Annotated in this window: 13 protein-coding genes; 5 read left to right on the forward strand and 8 right to left on the reverse strand. The window is 71.9% G+C overall.

Annotated features, from left to right (window positions below; all coding sequences use genetic code 11):
- Positions 1-95: 95 nt before the first annotated feature.
- Complete coding sequence (locus PV789_RS23320) at positions 96-1,136, reverse strand: SIS domain-containing protein (protein WP_274974562.1); 1,041 nt, start codon at positions 1,134-1,136, stop codon at positions 96-98.
- A gap of 315 nt (positions 1,137-1,451) precedes the next feature.
- On the opposite strand from PV789_RS23320, the gene PV789_RS23325 reads away from it, so the two are divergent.
- The 3 genes from PV789_RS23325 (at position 1,452) to PV789_RS23335 (ending at position 4,567) form a co-directional block, all read left to right on the forward strand.
- Positions 1,452-2,189, forward strand: a complete 738-nt coding sequence (locus tag PV789_RS23325; protein WP_013154738.1) for a GntR family transcriptional regulator — start codon at positions 1,452-1,454, stop codon at positions 2,187-2,189.
- Positions 2,190-2,231: 42 nt separating this feature from the next.
- On the forward strand, positions 2,232-3,710 hold the full coding sequence (locus tag PV789_RS23330; protein ID WP_274974563.1) for a PTS transporter subunit EIIC: 1,479 nt from the start codon (positions 2,232-2,234) through the stop codon (positions 3,708-3,710).
- Positions 3,711-3,826: 116 nt separating this feature from the next.
- Positions 3,827-4,567 (forward strand): MBL fold metallo-hydrolase, encoded by a 741-nt coding sequence (locus tag PV789_RS23335; protein ID WP_274974564.1) that lies wholly within the window; start codon positions 3,827-3,829, stop codon positions 4,565-4,567.
- A gap of 39 nt (positions 4,568-4,606) precedes the next feature.
- On the opposite strand, the gene PV789_RS23340 is transcribed toward PV789_RS23335, so the two are convergent.
- On the reverse strand, positions 4,607-5,221 hold the full coding sequence (locus PV789_RS23340) for a LysE family translocator (RefSeq protein WP_274974565.1): 615 nt from the start codon (positions 5,219-5,221) through the stop codon (positions 4,607-4,609).
- A 112-nt stretch (positions 5,222-5,333) separates the two neighbouring features.
- Between PV789_RS23340 and PV789_RS23345 the strand changes: the two genes are divergently transcribed.
- Complete coding sequence (locus tag PV789_RS23345) at positions 5,334-5,786, forward strand: Lrp/AsnC family transcriptional regulator (RefSeq protein WP_013154742.1); 453 nt, start codon at positions 5,334-5,336, stop codon at positions 5,784-5,786.
- 145 nt (positions 5,787-5,931) lie between these two features.
- Here the strand turns inward: PV789_RS23345 and secA are convergent, their stop codons facing one another.
- The gene (secA, locus tag PV789_RS23350; protein WP_274974566.1) at positions 5,932-8,775 is read right to left on the reverse strand and encodes a preprotein translocase subunit SecA; all 2,844 of its coding nucleotides are present in this window, start codon (positions 8,773-8,775) and stop codon (positions 5,932-5,934) included.
- A 478-nt stretch (positions 8,776-9,253) separates the two neighbouring features.
- On the opposite strand from secA, the gene PV789_RS23355 reads away from it, so the two are divergent.
- The gene (locus PV789_RS23355) at positions 9,254-9,778 is read left to right on the forward strand and encodes a hypothetical protein (RefSeq protein WP_274974567.1); all 525 of its coding nucleotides are present in this window, start codon (positions 9,254-9,256) and stop codon (positions 9,776-9,778) included.
- A gap of 246 nt (positions 9,779-10,024) precedes the next feature.
- Here the strand turns inward: PV789_RS23355 and hpf are convergent, their stop codons facing one another.
- From hpf to mtrB, 5 genes are all read right to left on the reverse strand, one after another.
- Positions 10,025-10,702 carry a ribosome hibernation-promoting factor, HPF/YfiA family gene (gene hpf / locus PV789_RS23360; protein ID WP_274974568.1) on the reverse strand — a complete coding sequence of 226 codons (678 nt, stop codon included), beginning with the start codon at positions 10,700-10,702 and terminating at the stop codon, positions 10,025-10,027.
- 740 nt (positions 10,703-11,442) lie between these two features.
- The gene (locus tag PV789_RS23365) at positions 11,443-12,225 is read right to left on the reverse strand and encodes a ComF family protein (RefSeq protein WP_274974569.1); all 783 of its coding nucleotides are present in this window, start codon (positions 12,223-12,225) and stop codon (positions 11,443-11,445) included.
- Positions 12,226-12,427: 202 nt separating this feature from the next.
- Positions 12,428-13,270, reverse strand: a complete 843-nt coding sequence (locus PV789_RS23370) for a maleylpyruvate isomerase family mycothiol-dependent enzyme (RefSeq protein WP_274974570.1) — start codon at positions 13,268-13,270, stop codon at positions 12,428-12,430.
- Positions 13,258-15,228 (reverse strand): LpqB family beta-propeller domain-containing protein, encoded by a 1,971-nt coding sequence (locus PV789_RS23375; protein WP_274974571.1) that lies wholly within the window; start codon positions 15,226-15,228, stop codon positions 13,258-13,260. The genes PV789_RS23370 and PV789_RS23375 overlap by 13 nt, the downstream gene beginning before the upstream one ends.
- Complete coding sequence (gene mtrB, locus PV789_RS23380) at positions 15,225-17,060, reverse strand: MtrAB system histidine kinase MtrB (RefSeq protein ID WP_274974572.1); 1,836 nt, start codon at positions 17,058-17,060, stop codon at positions 15,225-15,227. The genes PV789_RS23375 and mtrB overlap by 4 nt, the downstream gene beginning before the upstream one ends.
- Positions 17,061-17,065: the final 5 nt, after the last annotated feature.

Here is a 17,065-nt window from a genome sequence, read left to right on the forward strand (position 1 = left end):
CGTGGAACGGGGTGTACCCGAAACCTGAGGGCGAGCTTAGGGGCGGCGCACCGCGCGCACCAGGGTCGGGGGCCGGACGGGGTGTTGTCCTCGGCTCAGGAGGTCTGCGTGACCTTGTTCAGGCCGCGCGGGACGTCGGGGTTGTAGCCCAGGCGGCGGGCCAGGCGCTCGGTGAGCAGCTGGGCGGGGACGATGAGGTTCATCGGGGACACCCACTCGGGCACGTCGGGGACCGGCACGGACACGTCGCTGGCGGCGGCCAGGGCGTCGCCGCCGCCGAAGCCGAAGACCGGCGCCCCGGCCGAGCGGACGCGCTCGGCGAGGGAGACCGTGCCCTGGAGGGTCGGGCCGGTGGGCGCGGCCACCAGCAGGGCGGGGGTGCGCGGGTCCACCACGGCGATGGGTCCGTGCAGCAGGTCGGCGTAGGACAGGCCCATGGTGTGGAGGTAGCAGGCCTCCTTGAGCTTGAGGGCGGCCTCCAGCGCGGTGGAGAAGGCCAGGCCGCGGCCGGAGATGACCGCTCCCTGCACGGCGACCATCCGCTCGACGATCTCCTCCAGGGCGTCCGAGGGCGCCGTGAGGGTCTCCTCGATGCCCTCGCAGACGCGGGTGAGGTCGCCGGGGTCCAGGTCGGCGCCCAGGCCCAGGGCCAGGACGGCGAGGGCGGCGAGCTGGGTGCTGTAGGTCTTGGTGGCGGGCACCGCGACCTCGCTCCCGGCGCGGGTGACCAGGGCGACGTCGGCCTCGCGGGCCAGCGGGGACTCCGCGCCGTTGGTGACGCCGACGGTGCGCGCGCCGCAGTCGGCGGCCCAGCGCATGGTCTCCACGATCTCCTCGGTCTTGCCCGACTGGGAGATCGCGACGGCCAGGACGTCGGACAGGTCGATCCGCGCCCCGTAGGTGGTGGCGATGGACGGCGAGCCCAGGGTGGCCAGGCGGCCGGTGTGCGCCTGGAGGAGGTAGCTGCCGTAGACCGCTGCGTTGTCGGAGGAACCGCGGGCGATGAACAGCACGTGCCTGGTGCGGCGGCCCAGGGCCTCGATCTGGGGGCGCAGCGGCAGGAGTTCGGCGAAGGTGCGGCGCAGCGCCTCCGGCTGCTCGGCGATCTCGGAACGCATCACGCTCGTGGTGGTCATGGAGGGCCTTTCCTGTGGGTGGCGCGGGCGGTGGACGCGGCGGAGCGCGTGTCGGGGCCGGCGGACGGCGGGCGGGGGTGTGGCGCGGGTGGAGCGGACTCCCGGACAGGCCCCCGGTCCGCCCAGGTAACAGGTGCGAACCGCCTGCCCTTGGGTGGATTGACACGCGGTCGGAGCTGTGGTCTAGTCCGGACTATACCAGTCATGCCCGAATCGTCCCGGAGGTGCCCGGACCTGGTGCGCCGGACACGCAGGGTCCGTCCGCGCTAAGGTCTGACGCCAACCCACCCGCCGACCGAGAAGGCCGCCCGCTCCATGTCGATCGACCCCAGCAACCCGCTGCCCAAGTACAGCCAACTGCGCGACCTGCTCCTGGACTGGATCACCGCGGCGGGGCTGGGCGTGGACGACATGATCCCCTCCGAGCGCGAGCTCAGCGCCACCTACGGGCTCTCGCGGATGACCGTCCGCCAGACCATCGACCTGCTGGTGGCCGAGGGGCGGCTGTACCGGGTCCCCGGCAAGGGGACCTTCATCGCCCGTCCCAAGATCGAGATGTCCCTGGTGCTGGCCTCCTTCAGCGAGGACATGCGCGCACGCGGCTTCGAACCGGGAGCCCGCGAGCTGATCCGCCAGGTCATCCCGGCGAGCGGACACACCGCGCGCATGCTCGACATCGCACCGGGCACGCTGGTGCACCACATCGAGCGCATGCGCACCGCCGACGACGAGCCGATGGCCGTGGAGCGCTCCAACATCCCCGCCGCCATGGTCCCGGGCCTGGAGGACTACGACCTCGCCGAACGGTCCCTCTACGAGGTGCTGGAAAACGAGTTCGACATCCTGTTGGATTCCGGGGAACAGACCATCGAGGCCGGGATCTGCGACTCGGCCGACTCCCGACTCCTCGGCCTGCCAGCTGGGAGCCCGGTGCTGGTGATGCAGCGCCGGAGCTTCGCCAACGGACAGTGCGTGGAACTGGCGCTGTCCACCTACCGAGCCGACCGCTACCAGCTGCACTCCCGGCTGGACCCCCGGCGGCACGGCGACTGAAGTCCCGCGCCCACGAGGCGCGTGTCCGAGGAAGGACCCCCCATGAGTTCGGACCAGACCCCGACACCGACCGCGTCGCAGCCCCCGGGCGGCAGCGCGAGCCGGTCCAAGCGCGGCTCGTCCACGCTCGCCGTCCTGCAAAGGCTCGGCCGCAGCCTGATGATGCCCATCGCGGTCCTGCCCGCCGCCGCGATCCTGCTCCGCCTGGGCCAGCCCGACCTGCTCGGCGCGGACGGCCTGGCCGGGCTTTCCGGGATGGGGTGGATGGAGCCGGTCGCGGGCGCCGTCGGCATGGCGGGCGACGCGGTCTTCCAGGCCCTGCCGCTGCTGTTCGCGATCGGTGTGGCGATCGGGTTCGCCAAGCGCGCCGACGGTTCGACGGCCTTGGCCGCGGTCGTGGGCTACCTGGTGTTCGACCGGGTGGCCACGTGGACGATGGTGACCTTCGACGGTGCCACGGGCGACCTGGGGTCGCGGCTGACCACGTACCCGCTGGCGGTGGACCCGGTGACCCGCCAGCCCGTCACCGATCCCGAGGCCGTCAACGCGGTCATGCCGGTGATCAACCACGCGGTGAAGAACCCGACCGACGTGCTCGGCGGCATCGCGGTGGGCCTGGTGGCGGCCGTGCTGTGGCAGCGCTACCACCGGATCAAGCTGCCGACCTGGCTGGGCTTCTTCGGCGGCCGCAGGTTCGTGCCGATCGTGACGGCGCTGGCCGGTCTGTTGATGGGCGTGGCGCTCGGCCTCATCTGGCCGGTCGTGGGCGGATGGATCCAGGACCTGGGCGAGGGCATCATCGGCGCGGGCGCGGTGGGAGCCGGAGCCTACGGGGTGATCAACCGCCTGCTGCTGCCGCTGGGCCTGCACCACGTGGTGAACTCGTTCATCTGGTTCGTGTCGGGCACCTACACCGCTCCCGACGGCACCGTGACGCACGGCGAGATCACCCGCTACTTCGCCGGAGACCCGGACGCGGGCGGTCTGCTGTCCGGGTTCTTCCCGGTGCTGATGTTCGGCCTGCCCGGCGCGGCGCTGGCGATGTGGCTGGCCACGCCCAAGGCCCGGCGGACGCAGATCGGGTCGATCATGATCCCCGCGGCGCTGACGGCGTTCGCGACGGGCATCACCGAGCCGGTGGAGTTCGCGTTCATCTTCGTGGCCCCGGCGCTGTTCGCGGTGCACGTGGTGCTTACCGGCGTCTCGATGGCGGTGCTCAACGCGGTGGACGCCCAGTTGGGCTTCGGGTTCTCGGCGGGCCTGATCGACATGCTGTTGAACGCCACGAAGGACAACACCCAGGGGCTGGGGTTGACCCTGTTGCTGGGCCTGGTGTACTTCGCGGCCTACTTCGGGATCTTCTACCTGCTCATCACCCGCTTGAACCTGCCCACGCCGGGCCGCGAGCGCGACCCGGACGACCCGGGCGAGACCGTGCGGGCGCACACCGAGACCAACACCGGCGAGGACCCGCCGGAGTCCGGAGGTTCGTCGAAGGGCGGGACGGGTTCCTCAGGCTGATCCGCCGGGACGTCCGCGGGCCCGCGGCCCGAAACCCGTGCGCGGGTTTCGGGCCGCTCGTGTCAGGGCAGTCCGACGCACCAGACCGGATTCATCGACCTCCCGGGAGGTGGGCGGTGTTCAGGAAGGACGTGGCGGAGGGCATCCACTGCGTGCGGGACGGGTACGTCAACTGGTTCATCGTCGAGGACGAAGGGCTGCTGACGATCGTCGACGCCGGGGTGGGGGGCTCCTGGGACTCCCTGCGGCGGGCCCTGATGCTGCTCGGGCGGCAGCCCCGGGACATCCGCGCCCTGGTGCTGACGCACGGGCACTTCGACCACCTCGGGTTCGCGGAGCGGATCCGGTCCCGGATGGGCGTTCCCGTCCACATACACGAGAACGACGTTCCGCTCACGCGGCATCCCCGCCAGTACGGGCACGCGCGTGCCCGCACTCCCTACTTCCTGACGCAGGTGAAGGCCTTTCCGATGGTCGCCTCGTTCGTGGGGCGGCGGGCGTGGTGGCCGAAGCCGGTCAGGGAGGTGCACCGCTTCCGGGACGGCGAACTGCCGGTGCCCGGGGGGCCGCGGGTCGTTCCCACCCCGGGTCACACTCTCGGCCACTGCGCCCTGCACTTCCCGGACCGCGGAGCGGTCATCGCCGGCGACGCCGTGGTGACCCTCAACCCGTACCGGGGCACGTACGGACCGCAGATCGTGTCGGGAGCGGCGACCGCGGACGAGGAGCGCGCGCTGGCGTCGTTGGGCGCGATCGCGGACACGGGAGCGCGGACCGTGCTCGTGGGACACGGCGAGGAGTGGCGGGACGGCGCGGAGAGGATGGCCGAGTTCGCCCTTCGGCGCGGCCCCTCCTGACACCGCTGCGGCGTCGCGGGGACGGTCGCGGCCCGCGCCCTAGAGGAGGCGTTCGGCCATCAGGCCCGCGCCGATGAGGATCATGGCCGCCCCGGAGAAGCGGCTGACGGCGCGCGCGGCGGCGGGGCGGGTTCCCAGCACCGTGCGGGCGAGCACGCCCACGCACAGGTAGACCGCCCCGCAGCTGGCCGTGTGCACCAGGCCCAGGGTGCCGATCTGCGCGGCCATCGGCCACCCGCCCGCGGGGTCGGTGAACTGCGGCAGCAGGGCCAGGAACAGCAGCAGTGCCTTGGGGTTGAGACCGCTGACGCCGGTACCGGTCAGCACGCGCGAGCCCCAGGAGGAGGGCACCGCGGCTCCGCCCGCGCCGGGCACCGCCGGGCGGGCCAGAGTGGCCGCTCCGAGCCACACCAGGTAGGCGGCGCCCGCCAGGGTCAGGCCGGTGAGCACGGCCGGTGTGCTGGCCACCAGCGCCGCGACCCCGCCCGCGACGACCCCGGTGAGGGCGACGTAGCCCAGCAGCAGCCCGGACACCGCCGGGAGCACCGAGCGGTCCCTCAGCCCGGCGGAGATGGTGTAGGCCCAGTCCGCCCCCGGCACCAGGATCAGCAGGACCGACACCGTCCAGAACGCCGCGACCGAAGCCGGTTCCACGGCCACTCCTCTCCTCGAAACTCCTGTTCAGAGGGGAAGAGTAGCCATAAAACGCCCGAAAATGGTTCCACTTCTTGCGGGCGGAACCGCCGTTGGTGGAAGAATCTCCTCCATGGACAACGTCGACCGGAAGATTCTTGCCGAGCTCCAGGAGGACGGCCGTCTGAGCGTCACCGAACTGGCCCACCGCGTCGGGCTCAGCGTCTCCCCGTGCCACCGCAGACTGCGCGAACTCGAACGCGCCGGGGTGGTCAGCGGGTACCGCGCGGTCGTGGACGCCGAGGCGGTGGGGCTGGGCTTCCAGGCGCTGGTCTTCGTCACCATGCGCCAGGAGGACCGGGACACCGTCGCGGCCTTCGAGCGGGCGGTCGAGGACATCCCCCAGGTCGTCCAGGCCGAGCGCCTGTTCGGCGACCCCGACTACCTGCTGCGCGTGGTCAGCGCCGACCTGGCCGCCTTCCGCGTGCTCTACGACGAGTCCCTGGCCACCCTGCCCGGCGTCCAGCACCTGAGTTCGACGCTGGTGATGAAGCACGTCGTGCGGGAGCGGCCCCTGCCCGCCTGAAGTCCGGACGCCCGTGTCCGGGCGGCGGTCCGCGGCCGCCCGGGCGCGCCCGCGGAGCGGACGGCGAACGCGCTCGGGCGCGGCCCCCGTGGGAGCCGCGCCCGAGCGCGTCGTGTTCCGGCTGCCGCCGGGGCCTACCGCCCGCCTACTTGGCGGCCGGGTCGCCGTGGCACTTCTTGTACTTCTTGCCGGAGCCGCACGGGCAGGGTGCGTTGCGCGCCGTGCCGGAGTACTCGTCGGCCGTCTCGCTGTGGCGCTCGACGGTGCCGTCCTCACTCGGCGCGGAGTACTGGAGCCGGTTGGGCTGGCCCTCGCCGAAGCCGGGGACGACCACGTCCTCGGCGGGCTCGGCCTCCTCCACCGGGGAGGCGGCGTCCTGGACCTCCTCGTCCTCCTCCACCGCGGTCGCGACGGCGGTCGCGCTGGCGGAGCCGCCGACGGCAGCGGCGGTCCTGGCCGCGGCGGCCGTGGTGAGGGCGGGCTCCTCCTTCTTGCGGACCTGCACCTCGACGTTGAAGAGGTAGCCGACGGACTCCTCCTTGATGGCCTCCAGCATCTGCTGGAACATGTCGAATCCCTCGCGCTGGAACTCGATCAGCGGGTTGCGCTGCGCCATGGCGCGCAGCCCGATGCCCTCCTGGAGGTAGTCCATCTCGTAGAGGTGCTCACGCCACTTGCGGTCCATGACCTGGAGGATGACCCGGCGCTCGACCTCGCGCATGGCCTCCTCGCCCAGCTCGGCCTCGCGGGCCTCGTAGGCGGTGTTGGCGTCCTCCACCACGCGCTCCGAGATCACCTCGGTGGTCAGCGTGTGCAGGTCGCCGTTCTCCTCGATGAACTCGTCGACGGTGAAGCTGATCGGGTAGACCTGCTTGAACGCCCGCCAGAGCTTGTCGAGGTCCCAGTCGCTGGGGTCGCCGTTGGCGGTCTCCTCCACGACGTAGCCGCGCAGGACCTCCTCCAGCATGCTCATGACCTGGTCGCGCAGGTCCTGGCCCTCCAGGACCTTGCGCCGCTCGGCGTAGATGACCTTGCGCTGGCGGTTGAGGACCTCGTCGTACTTGAGGACGTTCTTGCGGATCTCGAAGTTCTGCGTCTCGACCTGGCCCTGCGCGGAGGCGATCGCCTTGCTGACCATGCCGGACTCGATGGGCTGGTCGTCCGGGATGTTCAGCTGGTTCATGAACGCCTCCAGACGGCTGCTGTTGAACAGGCGCAGCAGGTCGTCCTGGAGGGAGAGGTAGAAGCGGGAGATGCCGGGGTCGCCCTGGCGGCCGGAGCGGCCGCGGAGCTGGTTGTCGATGCGCCGCGACTCGTGGCGCTCGGTGCCGAGCACGTACAGGCCGCCGGCCTCGACGATCTTCTCGTGCTCCTCCTCGTAGTCGGCCTTGGCCTTCTCCAGCGCCTCGGGCCAGGCGGCCTCGTACTCCTCGGGGGTCTCCAGCGGGCTCAGTCCGCGGCCCTGGAGCTCCTCGTCGGCGAGGAAGTCGGGGTTGCCGCCCAGCATGATGTCGGTACCGCGACCGGCCATGTTGGTGGCGACGGTGACCGCGCCGAGCTTGCCCGCGCGGGCGATGATCGCGGCCTCACGGGCGTGGTTCTTGGCGTTGAGGACCTCGTGGGGCACGCCCTCGCGCTTGAGCATCCGGGACAGCAGCTCGGACTTCTCGACGCTGGTGGTACCGACCAGGACGGGCTGCCCGGCCTCGTGGCGCTCGGCGATGTCCTCGGCGAGCGCCTGGAACTTGGCGTCCTCATGCTTGTAGACGACGTCCTTGACGTCCTGACGGACCATCGGCTTGTTGGTGGGGATGGGCACCACGCCGACGTTGTAGGTCTGGGTGAACTCCGCCGCCTCGGTCTGGGCGGTACCGGTCATGCCGGCGAGCTTCTCGTAGAGGCGGAAGTAGTTCTGGAGGGTGACCTTGGCGAGAGTCTGGTTCTCGTCCTTGATCTTGACGCGCTCCTTGGCCTCGATGGCCTGGTGCATGCCCTCGTTGTAGCGGCGGCCCGCCAGGACGCGGCCGGTGAACTCGTCGACGATGAGGACCTCACCGTCCTTGACGATGTACTCCTTGTCCCGCTTGTACAGCTCCTTGGCCTTGAGGGAGTTGTTGAGGAAGCTGATGAGCGGGGTGTTGACGGCCTCGTAGAGGTTGTCGATGCCCAGCCAGTCCTCGACCTTGGCCACGCCGGACTCGGTGATGCCGACGGTGCGCTTCTTCTCGTCGACCTCGTAGTCCTCCTCGCGCTTGAGGCGCGGGGCGATCTTGGCGAACTCGGCGTACCACCGGGAGTTCTGCTCCGAGGGGCCGCTGATGATCAGCGGGGTGCGGGCCTCGTCGATGAGGATGGAGTCGACCTCGTCGACCAGGGCGAAGTAGTGCTCGCGCTGGACGGTGTCCTTGAGCGAGAGCGCCATGTTGTCGCGCAGGTAGTCGAAGCCGAACTCGTTGTTCGTGCCGTAGGTGATGTCGGCCTGGTAGGCGCCGCGGCGGTCGGCCGCGGTCATCTGCGGTCCGACGACACCGACCTCGAGGCCGAGGAAGTGGTAGATGCGGCCCATGTTCTGGGCGTCGCGCTTGGCCAGGTAGTCGTTGGTCGTGATGACGTGGACGCCCTTGCCCGCGAGCGCGTTGAGGTAGACCGCGAGGGTGCCGGTCAGGGTCTTGCCCTCACCGGTCTTCATCTCGGCGATGTTGCCGAGGTGCAGCGCGGCGCCGCCCATGATCTGGACGTCGAAGTGGCGCTGGCCCAGGGTGCGCTTGGCCGCCTCCCGGACGGTGGCGAAGGCCTCGGGGAGCAGGTCGTCCAGGGACTCCCCGTCCTCGTAGCGCTCCTTGTACTCCCCGGTGAGGTCGCGCAGCTCCTCGTCGGTGAGGTCGACGTAGTCTTCCTCCAGCGAGTTGACCTGGTCCTTCAGTTTGTTGAGTCGGCGCAGGATCTTTCCCTCACCCGCGCGCAGGAGCTTGTCGAGTATCCCTGGCACTTCCTATGCGCTCCTCGCAGATCGCGGTTGGCTCCACCCACGTGGAGTTCAGATCTAGGCCCGCTGACCGCTTTCCCGTGGCCGCGGAGGACGGCGGGGGTTCCTGGGCCCTCGGCCCTACATCCTAGAGGACACGAACCCTACGCCCACCCTCTCAGGTGGAGCGGCCCGACCGCACGTTTCCCTGTGCGCAACGAAGAGAACCGACCGATATGTTCCCGCATGTCACAGACCTGGCAGCGGGCTCGGAGGGTTTTTCGCGTCGCCCCGGTACCAGGGGGGATCGGATACCGGCGCGGACGGGGCGCCGGTCGCGTACGCCGACCGACTCCCCGCGCTTTCGGCCCGCCTCCCCGCGCTTTCGGAGCGGGCACCGGTGGGTCCCGGCTTTCGTGGGTAGGCACGTGGTAGGAGGTCGCACCGCGGCCGAACGGCCGCGGACGGACCGGACGCGAACGTGTTCCCAGGGGGGATCACCATGCGAACGAACCGAGACAAGAAGGACCGCGGGACACGGGACGGCGGGGGCCGCGAGGCGAGGGACCTGTCGGCGCCCTCCCCGCGTTCTCCCGACGACGTGGCCAAGGAGTTCGTCGGGGAGTCGCCCGTCCTTCGGCGCGACCCGGTGGCCGACGACCCCGCGCTGGCCTGGGAGAAGGAGCATCCCGACGGCGACAGCCGTTTCGGGCGCATCCGGGGGTTCCAGCACCAGGGCGGCAGCCTCGCGCCGAGCAGCAGCCATCGCGGGCGCGTGTCGTCGTGGGCGGCGGTCCTGCTGGCGTGCGCCGGGTTCGTCGTGGGCGGGGTCGGCGTCGCCATGGGGATGTCCGTGGTCCTGCTGGTGGTCGCCGCGGTCCTGCTGGTGGCGGCGGCCGTGGTGGCCCTGGTCTTCGACCTGATGAGCGACGTCGTCCTCGACACGCCCCGGGCCGAGTCCGAGGAGCCGCACGACACCCCGCTGCACCGGATCAAGCAGGAGGACGCCGAGCACCGGCCCGAGTAGGCGCGGGCCGACGGCCGGACCGGCGGAGACGAGCGCCGGGCACGGGGGGAGCGCACACCGCCGCGGCGGGTCCGGATGGACCCGCCGCGGCTTCGTGCGGGGGGATCCGTCGAGGGCGGTCGCGGACGTCTAGGGTCTGTTCTTTGAACCCGTCTCCGGCACCGCTGTGCCTGCTTCAACCCGATTCCCGTTCTCCGGGCGCCCGAACACGGACCGAAGCGGAGCGGAGGTCCAAAAAAACACTGCCTAGTCGACCAGTCGGAGGACGCCGTAGTTGAAGCCCTTGCGCCGGTAGACGACGCTCGGGGCGTCCTTGGCCTCGTCGTGGAAGAGGTAGAAGTCGTGGCCCACGAGTTCCATCTCCATGAGCGCCTGGTCGATGCTCATGGGCTTGGCCCGGTGGAACTTCTCCCGGACGACGACGGGGGCGTCTCCCTGGGTGTCGAGTTCGACGAACTCGTCGGAGAACCTCCCGTCCAGCTCGGTGCCGTTGACGTCCTCCTCGCCGCTGCGCCGCTGCGCGGGGGGAGCCTGCGTCGCGGTGGCGGTGGCGGACGAGGGCAGGTCTCCGGGGAGGTCGGCGGTGGCCGACGCGACGGAGACGGGGGCGTGGTTGCCCCGGTGGACCTTGCGCCGGTCCGCGGACTTGCGCAGGCGGGCCTCGATCTTGTCGAGGGCGAGGTCGAGGGCGCCGTACCGGTCCGAGGCGGCGGCCTCGCTGCGAATGACCGGACCGTTGGTCCGGATGGTCAGCTCAACCCGCTCGCAGACGTCGGCGAGCTTGGGGTTGCGCTCTTTGGACACCTCCACGTCGACGGTCATGCCCTTCTTCTCCCACTTGGAGAGCCTGTCGAGCTTGTTGTCGACGTGCTGACGGAACTTCTCACTCACACCGGTGCGTCGACCCTTGACGATGATGTCCATAGGACCCCCTTCATCGCGTGGCCGCCGGAAGACGACGGCCAGGCTGGCTCTGCGTCCCTTCCGCCGTCAGGGGGGCGGGAGGGGTGTCGCGCTAGCCCCCTTCCGCTGGTGCCCCCGTCCTGTAGGGGGCACGGCTCGGTTGGAGATGCGTATACCCACCAGCGGGGGTGTCATCACGCGTACCAGGGGCGTGATTGGCGAAGGCCGCCGCGGTGGAGGAAAGGACTGCCGGGACTGTCGGGACGGGTCGCCCCTCGATGAACCGCAGGTCGCCCGGGGCCGCGGCGGGACGCGCGCGGCGGGGACGCGGGGGGATCGTCTCCGGGGGTTCGCCGTTGGCGAACCCCCGGACGATGGGATGCCACCCGTCCGGCCGACCTGGTCTTCGTCCCCACATCCGCCTGCTGAGAGTGTCGCCGCTCTTGTACGCGACTACTGCTCTTCTCCCTGTCATGAGGGACATCTGGACCCTCCGCGGGGCAGGGCTTACCTCTAAGGCGCACCGTGATCGGTCGACGAAAAGTCGCCTTACGTGGGCCGTTTCGCCTGCGCCTGGCATCGGCTTGCCGGAGTGGCCCCCCGGTGTTCCCGGGAGCTCACAGACTCCGACGCAACCACGGACCCGGACGGGTGCCATACCGTGACCGTAACCTGTCCTGGCGAGGATGTCAGGTAGCAGCCACCCTCCCAACTCATCGGTAACTGCCTCAAACCCCTTTGTACATGGACTTTTCACCTGTTCACGAGGGTTCGTAAAACCTTCTTGCACCACCCGCCTCCTTCTCCCGGGAAGGACCTCCGCCAGAGCCTGGCAGGCGTTCGAGGAGGACCACCGCGCCCGCCACGGGAATCCCGCGGGCCCGCAGGGCGCGGGTCGCCTCGGCCACCGTGGCGCCCGTGGTGAGGACGTCGTCCACCACGACCGCGGCTCCCCCGGTCTCCGGGCCGGGCCGCGCGCCGGGGGCCGCGTCGAGGGCCCGGGGAAGCGGACGGTCCGCGACGAGGGTGCCCGCCCGGTTGGCCAGGCGCTCGTCCCGCCCCAGACCGGCCTGGCGCCGGGGACGGCCCCGATAGCGCAGCAGGGGCGCCAGCCGCCCGGCGCCCGCTCCGCCCGCCTGCGCCAGGCAGGCGCGCGCCAGCCGGGTGACCGGCGCCCGGGGGTCGCCCGGCGGGCCCCGCCCGGGCACGGGGACGAGCAGGGTGTCCGGGCGGGCCAGGCCGGACGCGGTGTGGGCGGCGGCCAGCCATCCGCCCAGGGGCGCGGCCAGGGCGTCCGCAGCGCCCTCCTTGTAGGTGAGCAGCACCCCGCGGTGGCGCCCGGCGTAGGGCCCGGCCGCCCAGACGGGCGGGCAGCCGGGCCTGGGCGCGCAGCGGTGGGGGCGGCGCCGCAGCGCGGTGAGGCAGTGCGCGCACAGCGGCCCCGAGGGGCCCGCGCACGCCGCGCAGGGCTGGGGCAGGAGCAGGTCGAGCAGCGCGCCGAGTATCCACCGCAGCACGCCCGTGGGATGTGTCCGTTCGTCCATACCTCAAGGTTGGGCGTTCGGAACAGCCTCCGCCAGCCCCTTCCCGGACCTGTGGACAACGCCCCCGAAGGCCTCCTCCGCGCCCCTCACCGGCTCCCGCTCCGGTCCCGGCACCGCGGTTCCGGCACCGGGCACGGCCCGGACCGACCGGTCGCCGCAGGCCGCCGCCGGCCGCCGCACGGGCCGCGGCCGGTCCGCGCGCTCAGCGGATGATCGACACGATGCGGCAGCAGGCCCGGGCCAGGCCGGAGTCTCCCGAGAGGGCTCCCCCGGCCTCGGCCTCCTCGGGTTCGATCCCCCGCACGCACAGCCGCCAGGCGGTCTCGAAGTCCCAGCGCACGGCCGCCGCGGGCGGGCCGGAGTCCCCCGCGGCGTCGGGGGCCAGCGACCACCCGGTCCCGGTGCGGGTGACGGTCCACTCGCCGCCGTCCGGGCCGTCCACGGCCACGCTCACGCGCGTTCCGGTCCGCGCCGGGACGTCGCGCAGGGTGTGCGGCAGCGCGCGCATGAAGGTGTCCAGCACCAGGGAGCCCGCGGGCCCGGGGTCGGTGGCCCGCCCGGCGGCGTGCCGGATCTGCTGCCGGTGCGCCCAGTTCTCGGTGAGTTCGCGGGCGCAGTCCAGCCAGACCGGCGCCGGGTCGGCGCCCGCCCAGGAGACGGCGACACCCGGGGCGTGCGGGTCCGCGGAGCGCCAGAGCCGCGCGAGCTCGCGTCCGGTCATCTCCAGCGTCTGGACCAGCGCCTGCGGGCTGATCCTGGCGGTGGCCCGCACCCACTCCTGGTTGTTGCGGTGGATGAACGCCGCCAGCGGCTCCCCGGGCGCCGGGGCCGGTGCCGCCCGGTAGCGGTCGCGCATCCCCGCGATGCGCCAGTAGTCGTCGCCGAGCAGGTGGGCGGCCACGTCGCGCGCGCTCCACCCGGTCACGGCCTCGGCCTGCCACTCGTCGGGGGTGAGGCCGCGCAGGAGCGCGAGGAGGTCCTCCCGCTCCCCGGAGAAGTGGGGGCGTGCGTCGATCGGCGTACCCAGCCGGGTCAGGTCGTCCATGGCGCCACCCTTCCAGGCCTCCGCGCCGGGCGCACCCCTGTTTCGTGGGGGGGGGGGGGGGGGGGGGGGGGGCGCCCCCCCCCCCCCCCCGGGAAGGACGGTGAGCCGCCCTCCACGACGCTCTGCCAGTTCAGCGGGTCGCTGGACACCCAGATGTTGCCGTCGTCCGAACCGGCCACCAGGGGCTGGCCAGGGGCTCCGGAGACGGTCACCATGCTGGCGACCGGGGTCCCGGCACTGGCGGGCGGCGTGCCGCCGTCCAGCGACACCAGGAGGGCCTGGCTGGTACCGCCCTCGCGGGTGCCGAGCACGACCAGCTGGTCGCCCGAGCGCCAGGAGATGTCGGTGACGTCCTCCAGCTCGCGGGCCAGGGTCACGAACGACTCGACGGAGACCTGGCCGTCGGCGTCCTCCACCACGCGTCCCACCTGGAGCGAGCGGCGCCCGTCCACTTCGGTCACCACCGCGGCGCGGGTGCCGTCCCGGGAGATCTGGAACTGCACCAGCGGCCTGTCGCGCAGGTCGGACACGTCCACGCGGACCACCTCGTGGCCGTCGCGCAGCAGCCACAGGTGCGTCGGGCCCGGGGAGGGCGGCGGCCCGTTGAGGTTGGGGCTCTCGGCGTCGGAGTCCTCGCGCGCCTCCTCGCCTTCCTCACCGTCCTCCTCGTCGACCTCCTCGACCACCCACAGGTCGCCGTTGACGTCCCAGGACAGCTCGGTGAAGACCCCGTCGGCCAGGACCTCCCGGACGGCGGCGCCCGGGGTGGCCTCGCTCGTGACGACCCTGCGGCCGCCCGTGGTGACCCCGGCGATGGTCTGCTCGTCCAGCGACACCGCGAACCTGCCCAGGGGGACCTCGCCCGAGCCCAGGGGGCCGGGTACCGGCTCGCCGCTGCCGAAGGTGTCGGTGTCCCAGTCCGAGGCCGCCCACAGCTGGCCCTCGTGGGAGTAGTAGACGTGGACGCCGGGCGAGGTCGCGCCGGGGCTGACCTCCGACCAGTAGGTGCTGCCCGGGCGCGGCCGGTCGGCGCTCTCGCCCTCGGCCCCGGGGAAGTCCACCTCGTTGCCGTTCACCCGCAGCGTGAACTCCTGGATCTCCGGCAGCTGGCGCAGGGTCCAGGCGATCTGGGCGCCCATGCCGAACTCGTCGGCCTGGCCGGGGGCGGTCACGCTGACGGTCACCCGGTCCTCGTCCACCTCCACCTCGGGATCGGCGTCCTCGGAGAACGAGGAGTGCACGGAGGGCTCCAGCCAGGCGCTGGGGCCGCGGACGAGCCGGTGCAGCAGGCGCTGGGTGAGTTCGTCGTTGCTGACGGGCAGGTAGACCGGGTCCGGGACCAGGGCGTTCTCGTCGGGGTTGAAGTAGTACAGGTTGAACGGGCGGTGGGTGCGCTCCAGGTCGAGCTGGCTGAGGACGAGCTCGTCCGGCAGGCTCTGGATGCGCCACTCGCCCTCGGGGTCCTCGTCCTCCCGGGCCAGGACGAAGGTCTCGTCGAGCAGGCGGCCGGAGTCGCCGGAGACGTACCTGCCGTCCTCGTCGATCGTGGCCACCAGTGAGCTGCGCATCCGCACGGTGGCGGTGAGCCCGTCTCCGCTGATCGTGGTGTCGAGGTCGACGGTGTCGTGGCCGGGGAAGACCTTGACCGTCCCGTCCGGGTTCCACGACTCGTCCGTGCTCGACAGCATGTAGCTGCGGGCGGCCTCGTAGTCCTGCTCGAAGCTGCCCATGTCCTTGAGGAAGTCGCTGACCAGGCCCTCCGGCGCCACGCCCTCCTGGGGTCCGGCGGGCAGCAGGCGCACGTAGCCGCCGTAGGGGTCGCCCTCGGACTCGTTGCCGTCGCTGGCCACGACCGGGCCGGTGGTGGGGACGGTCGCGCAGGCCGCCATGGACACGGCCGCCACGGCCGCGGCCAGGCAGGCGCGCGCGGCGCGGCCGAACCGGTGCGGTGTCGTCACAGCTTCTCCTCGCCCTCGCGCTGCTCGGCGCGGACGGCGGCCGCGCCCTCCTCCGTGGTGTCCGCGCCGTTCCTGGCCGGCACCTTCTCGGCGCGGACGGCGCCGTTGCCGTTCTCGCCCTTGTCGCCCTTGTCGGCCTTGTCGGCGAAGGCGGTGTAGGTGCGGCCCAGCGCGAACTCCGGCGGCACCAGCGGCAGGGGGGAGCCGCGCAGCTCGCTGCCGGAGCGGCGCGGCAGGGACAGGCGGAACTGGGAGCCCTGGCCGGGCTGCCCCCACGCCTGGAGCCAGCCGCCGTGCAGGGTGGCGTCCTCCTTGGCGATGGAGAGTCCGAGGCCGGTGCCGCCGGTGGTGCGCACCCGGGCCGGGTCGGCGCGCCAGAAGCGGTCGAAGCACAGGTGCTCCTCCCCCTCCTTGAGGCCCACCCCGTAGTCGCGCACGGCCACGGCGACCGCGTCGCGGTCGCAGGCGGCGGTGACCACCACGTCGCGGCCCTCGCTGTGCTCGATGGCGTTGACCACGAGGTTGCGCAGGATGCGGTTGATGCGGCGGCCGTCGTACTCGGCGGTGCAGGGCTCGGTGGGCAGGCGCAGCACGACCTTGATGCCGCGCCGCTCGGCGATCTGCTCGGCGTCGCCGACGGCCTTCATGACGGCGTCGCGGATGTCGAGCGACTCGGTGCCCAGGGTGGCGGCCCCGGCGTCGTGGCGGCTGATCTCCAGCAGGTCGGAGAGGAGTTCCTCGAACCGCTCCACCTGGCTCTGCAGCAGCTCCACCGAGCGGCGCATGGTGGGGTCGAGCTCCTCGCGCTCGTCGAAGAGCACGTCCCCGGCCATCTTGATGGTGGTCAGCGGGGTGCGCAGCTCGTGGGAGACGTCGGAGACGAACTGGCGCTGGAGCTTGGACAGCTCCTCCAGCTCCTGGATCTTCTCCTGGAGGTTGCCAGCCATGTCGTTGAAGGACAGGGCCAGCCGGGCGAGGTCGTCCTCGCCGTGTACGGCCATGCGCTCGGTGAGGTCGCCCGAGGAGAGGCGTTCGGCGGACTGGGCGGCTGAGCGGACCGGGCTGACCACCTGCCGGGTGATGACGAAGGCGATCAGGCCCAGGAGGATGACCAGCAGCACGCCCACCAGGCCGACCGTGCCCTGGACCAGGTCGAGGATCTGCTGCTCGTGCTGGAGCGGGAAGATGTAGTACAGCTCGTAGGCGCGCGTGAGCTGCGCGCCGACCACCAGCGCGGGTTCCTCGCCCTGGTCGGTGGTGATGCGCGTGTACGTGTGGTACTGCTGCTCGTCCACCTCGGACTCGTGGACCTGGTTGATGAGCCGCTGCGGAACGCTGCCCTCGCCGGTGGCCCAGCCGACCTCGCCGCCCACCGAGGGCAGGATGACCACGCTGTACAGCCCGGTGTCGCCGCTGCGGCTGGTGAGCTCGTTGGCGAGGTTGTACATGAGCCGGTTGCGGTCACCCGACTCGTTCTCCTGGAGTTCGGCCGACGCGTAGTTGAGCCCGGCGCGGTGGTCGGTGACGGCCGTGGAGATCTTGGCGTCGAGCAGGCCGCCGCGCACCTGGGAGATGAGCACGTATCCCAGGCCCACCATGACCACCAGGGACAGCACCAGGGTGGTGGAGATGACCCGCAGGTGCAGCGAGCGGCGCCAGTTGCTGTGGACGCCGCGCACCAGGGCGCGGGCGGCGCGCTGGGCGAGCGCGTAGGAGCGGGTGAGCCCGGTGCCGCCGTCACGCCAGCGACCTCGGGCCGTGGACGGCCCGGAGGGCGGGATCTGCGTGTCGGAGGCGGTCCCCCGCTCCTCCTCTGGTGTGGCTGCGGTCATGTGCG

Origin of the sequence: Nocardiopsis camelliae (assembly GCF_028993595.1) — a bacterium.
Lineage (GTDB): Bacteria > Actinomycetota > Actinomycetes > Streptosporangiales > Streptosporangiaceae > Nocardiopsis > Nocardiopsis dassonvillei.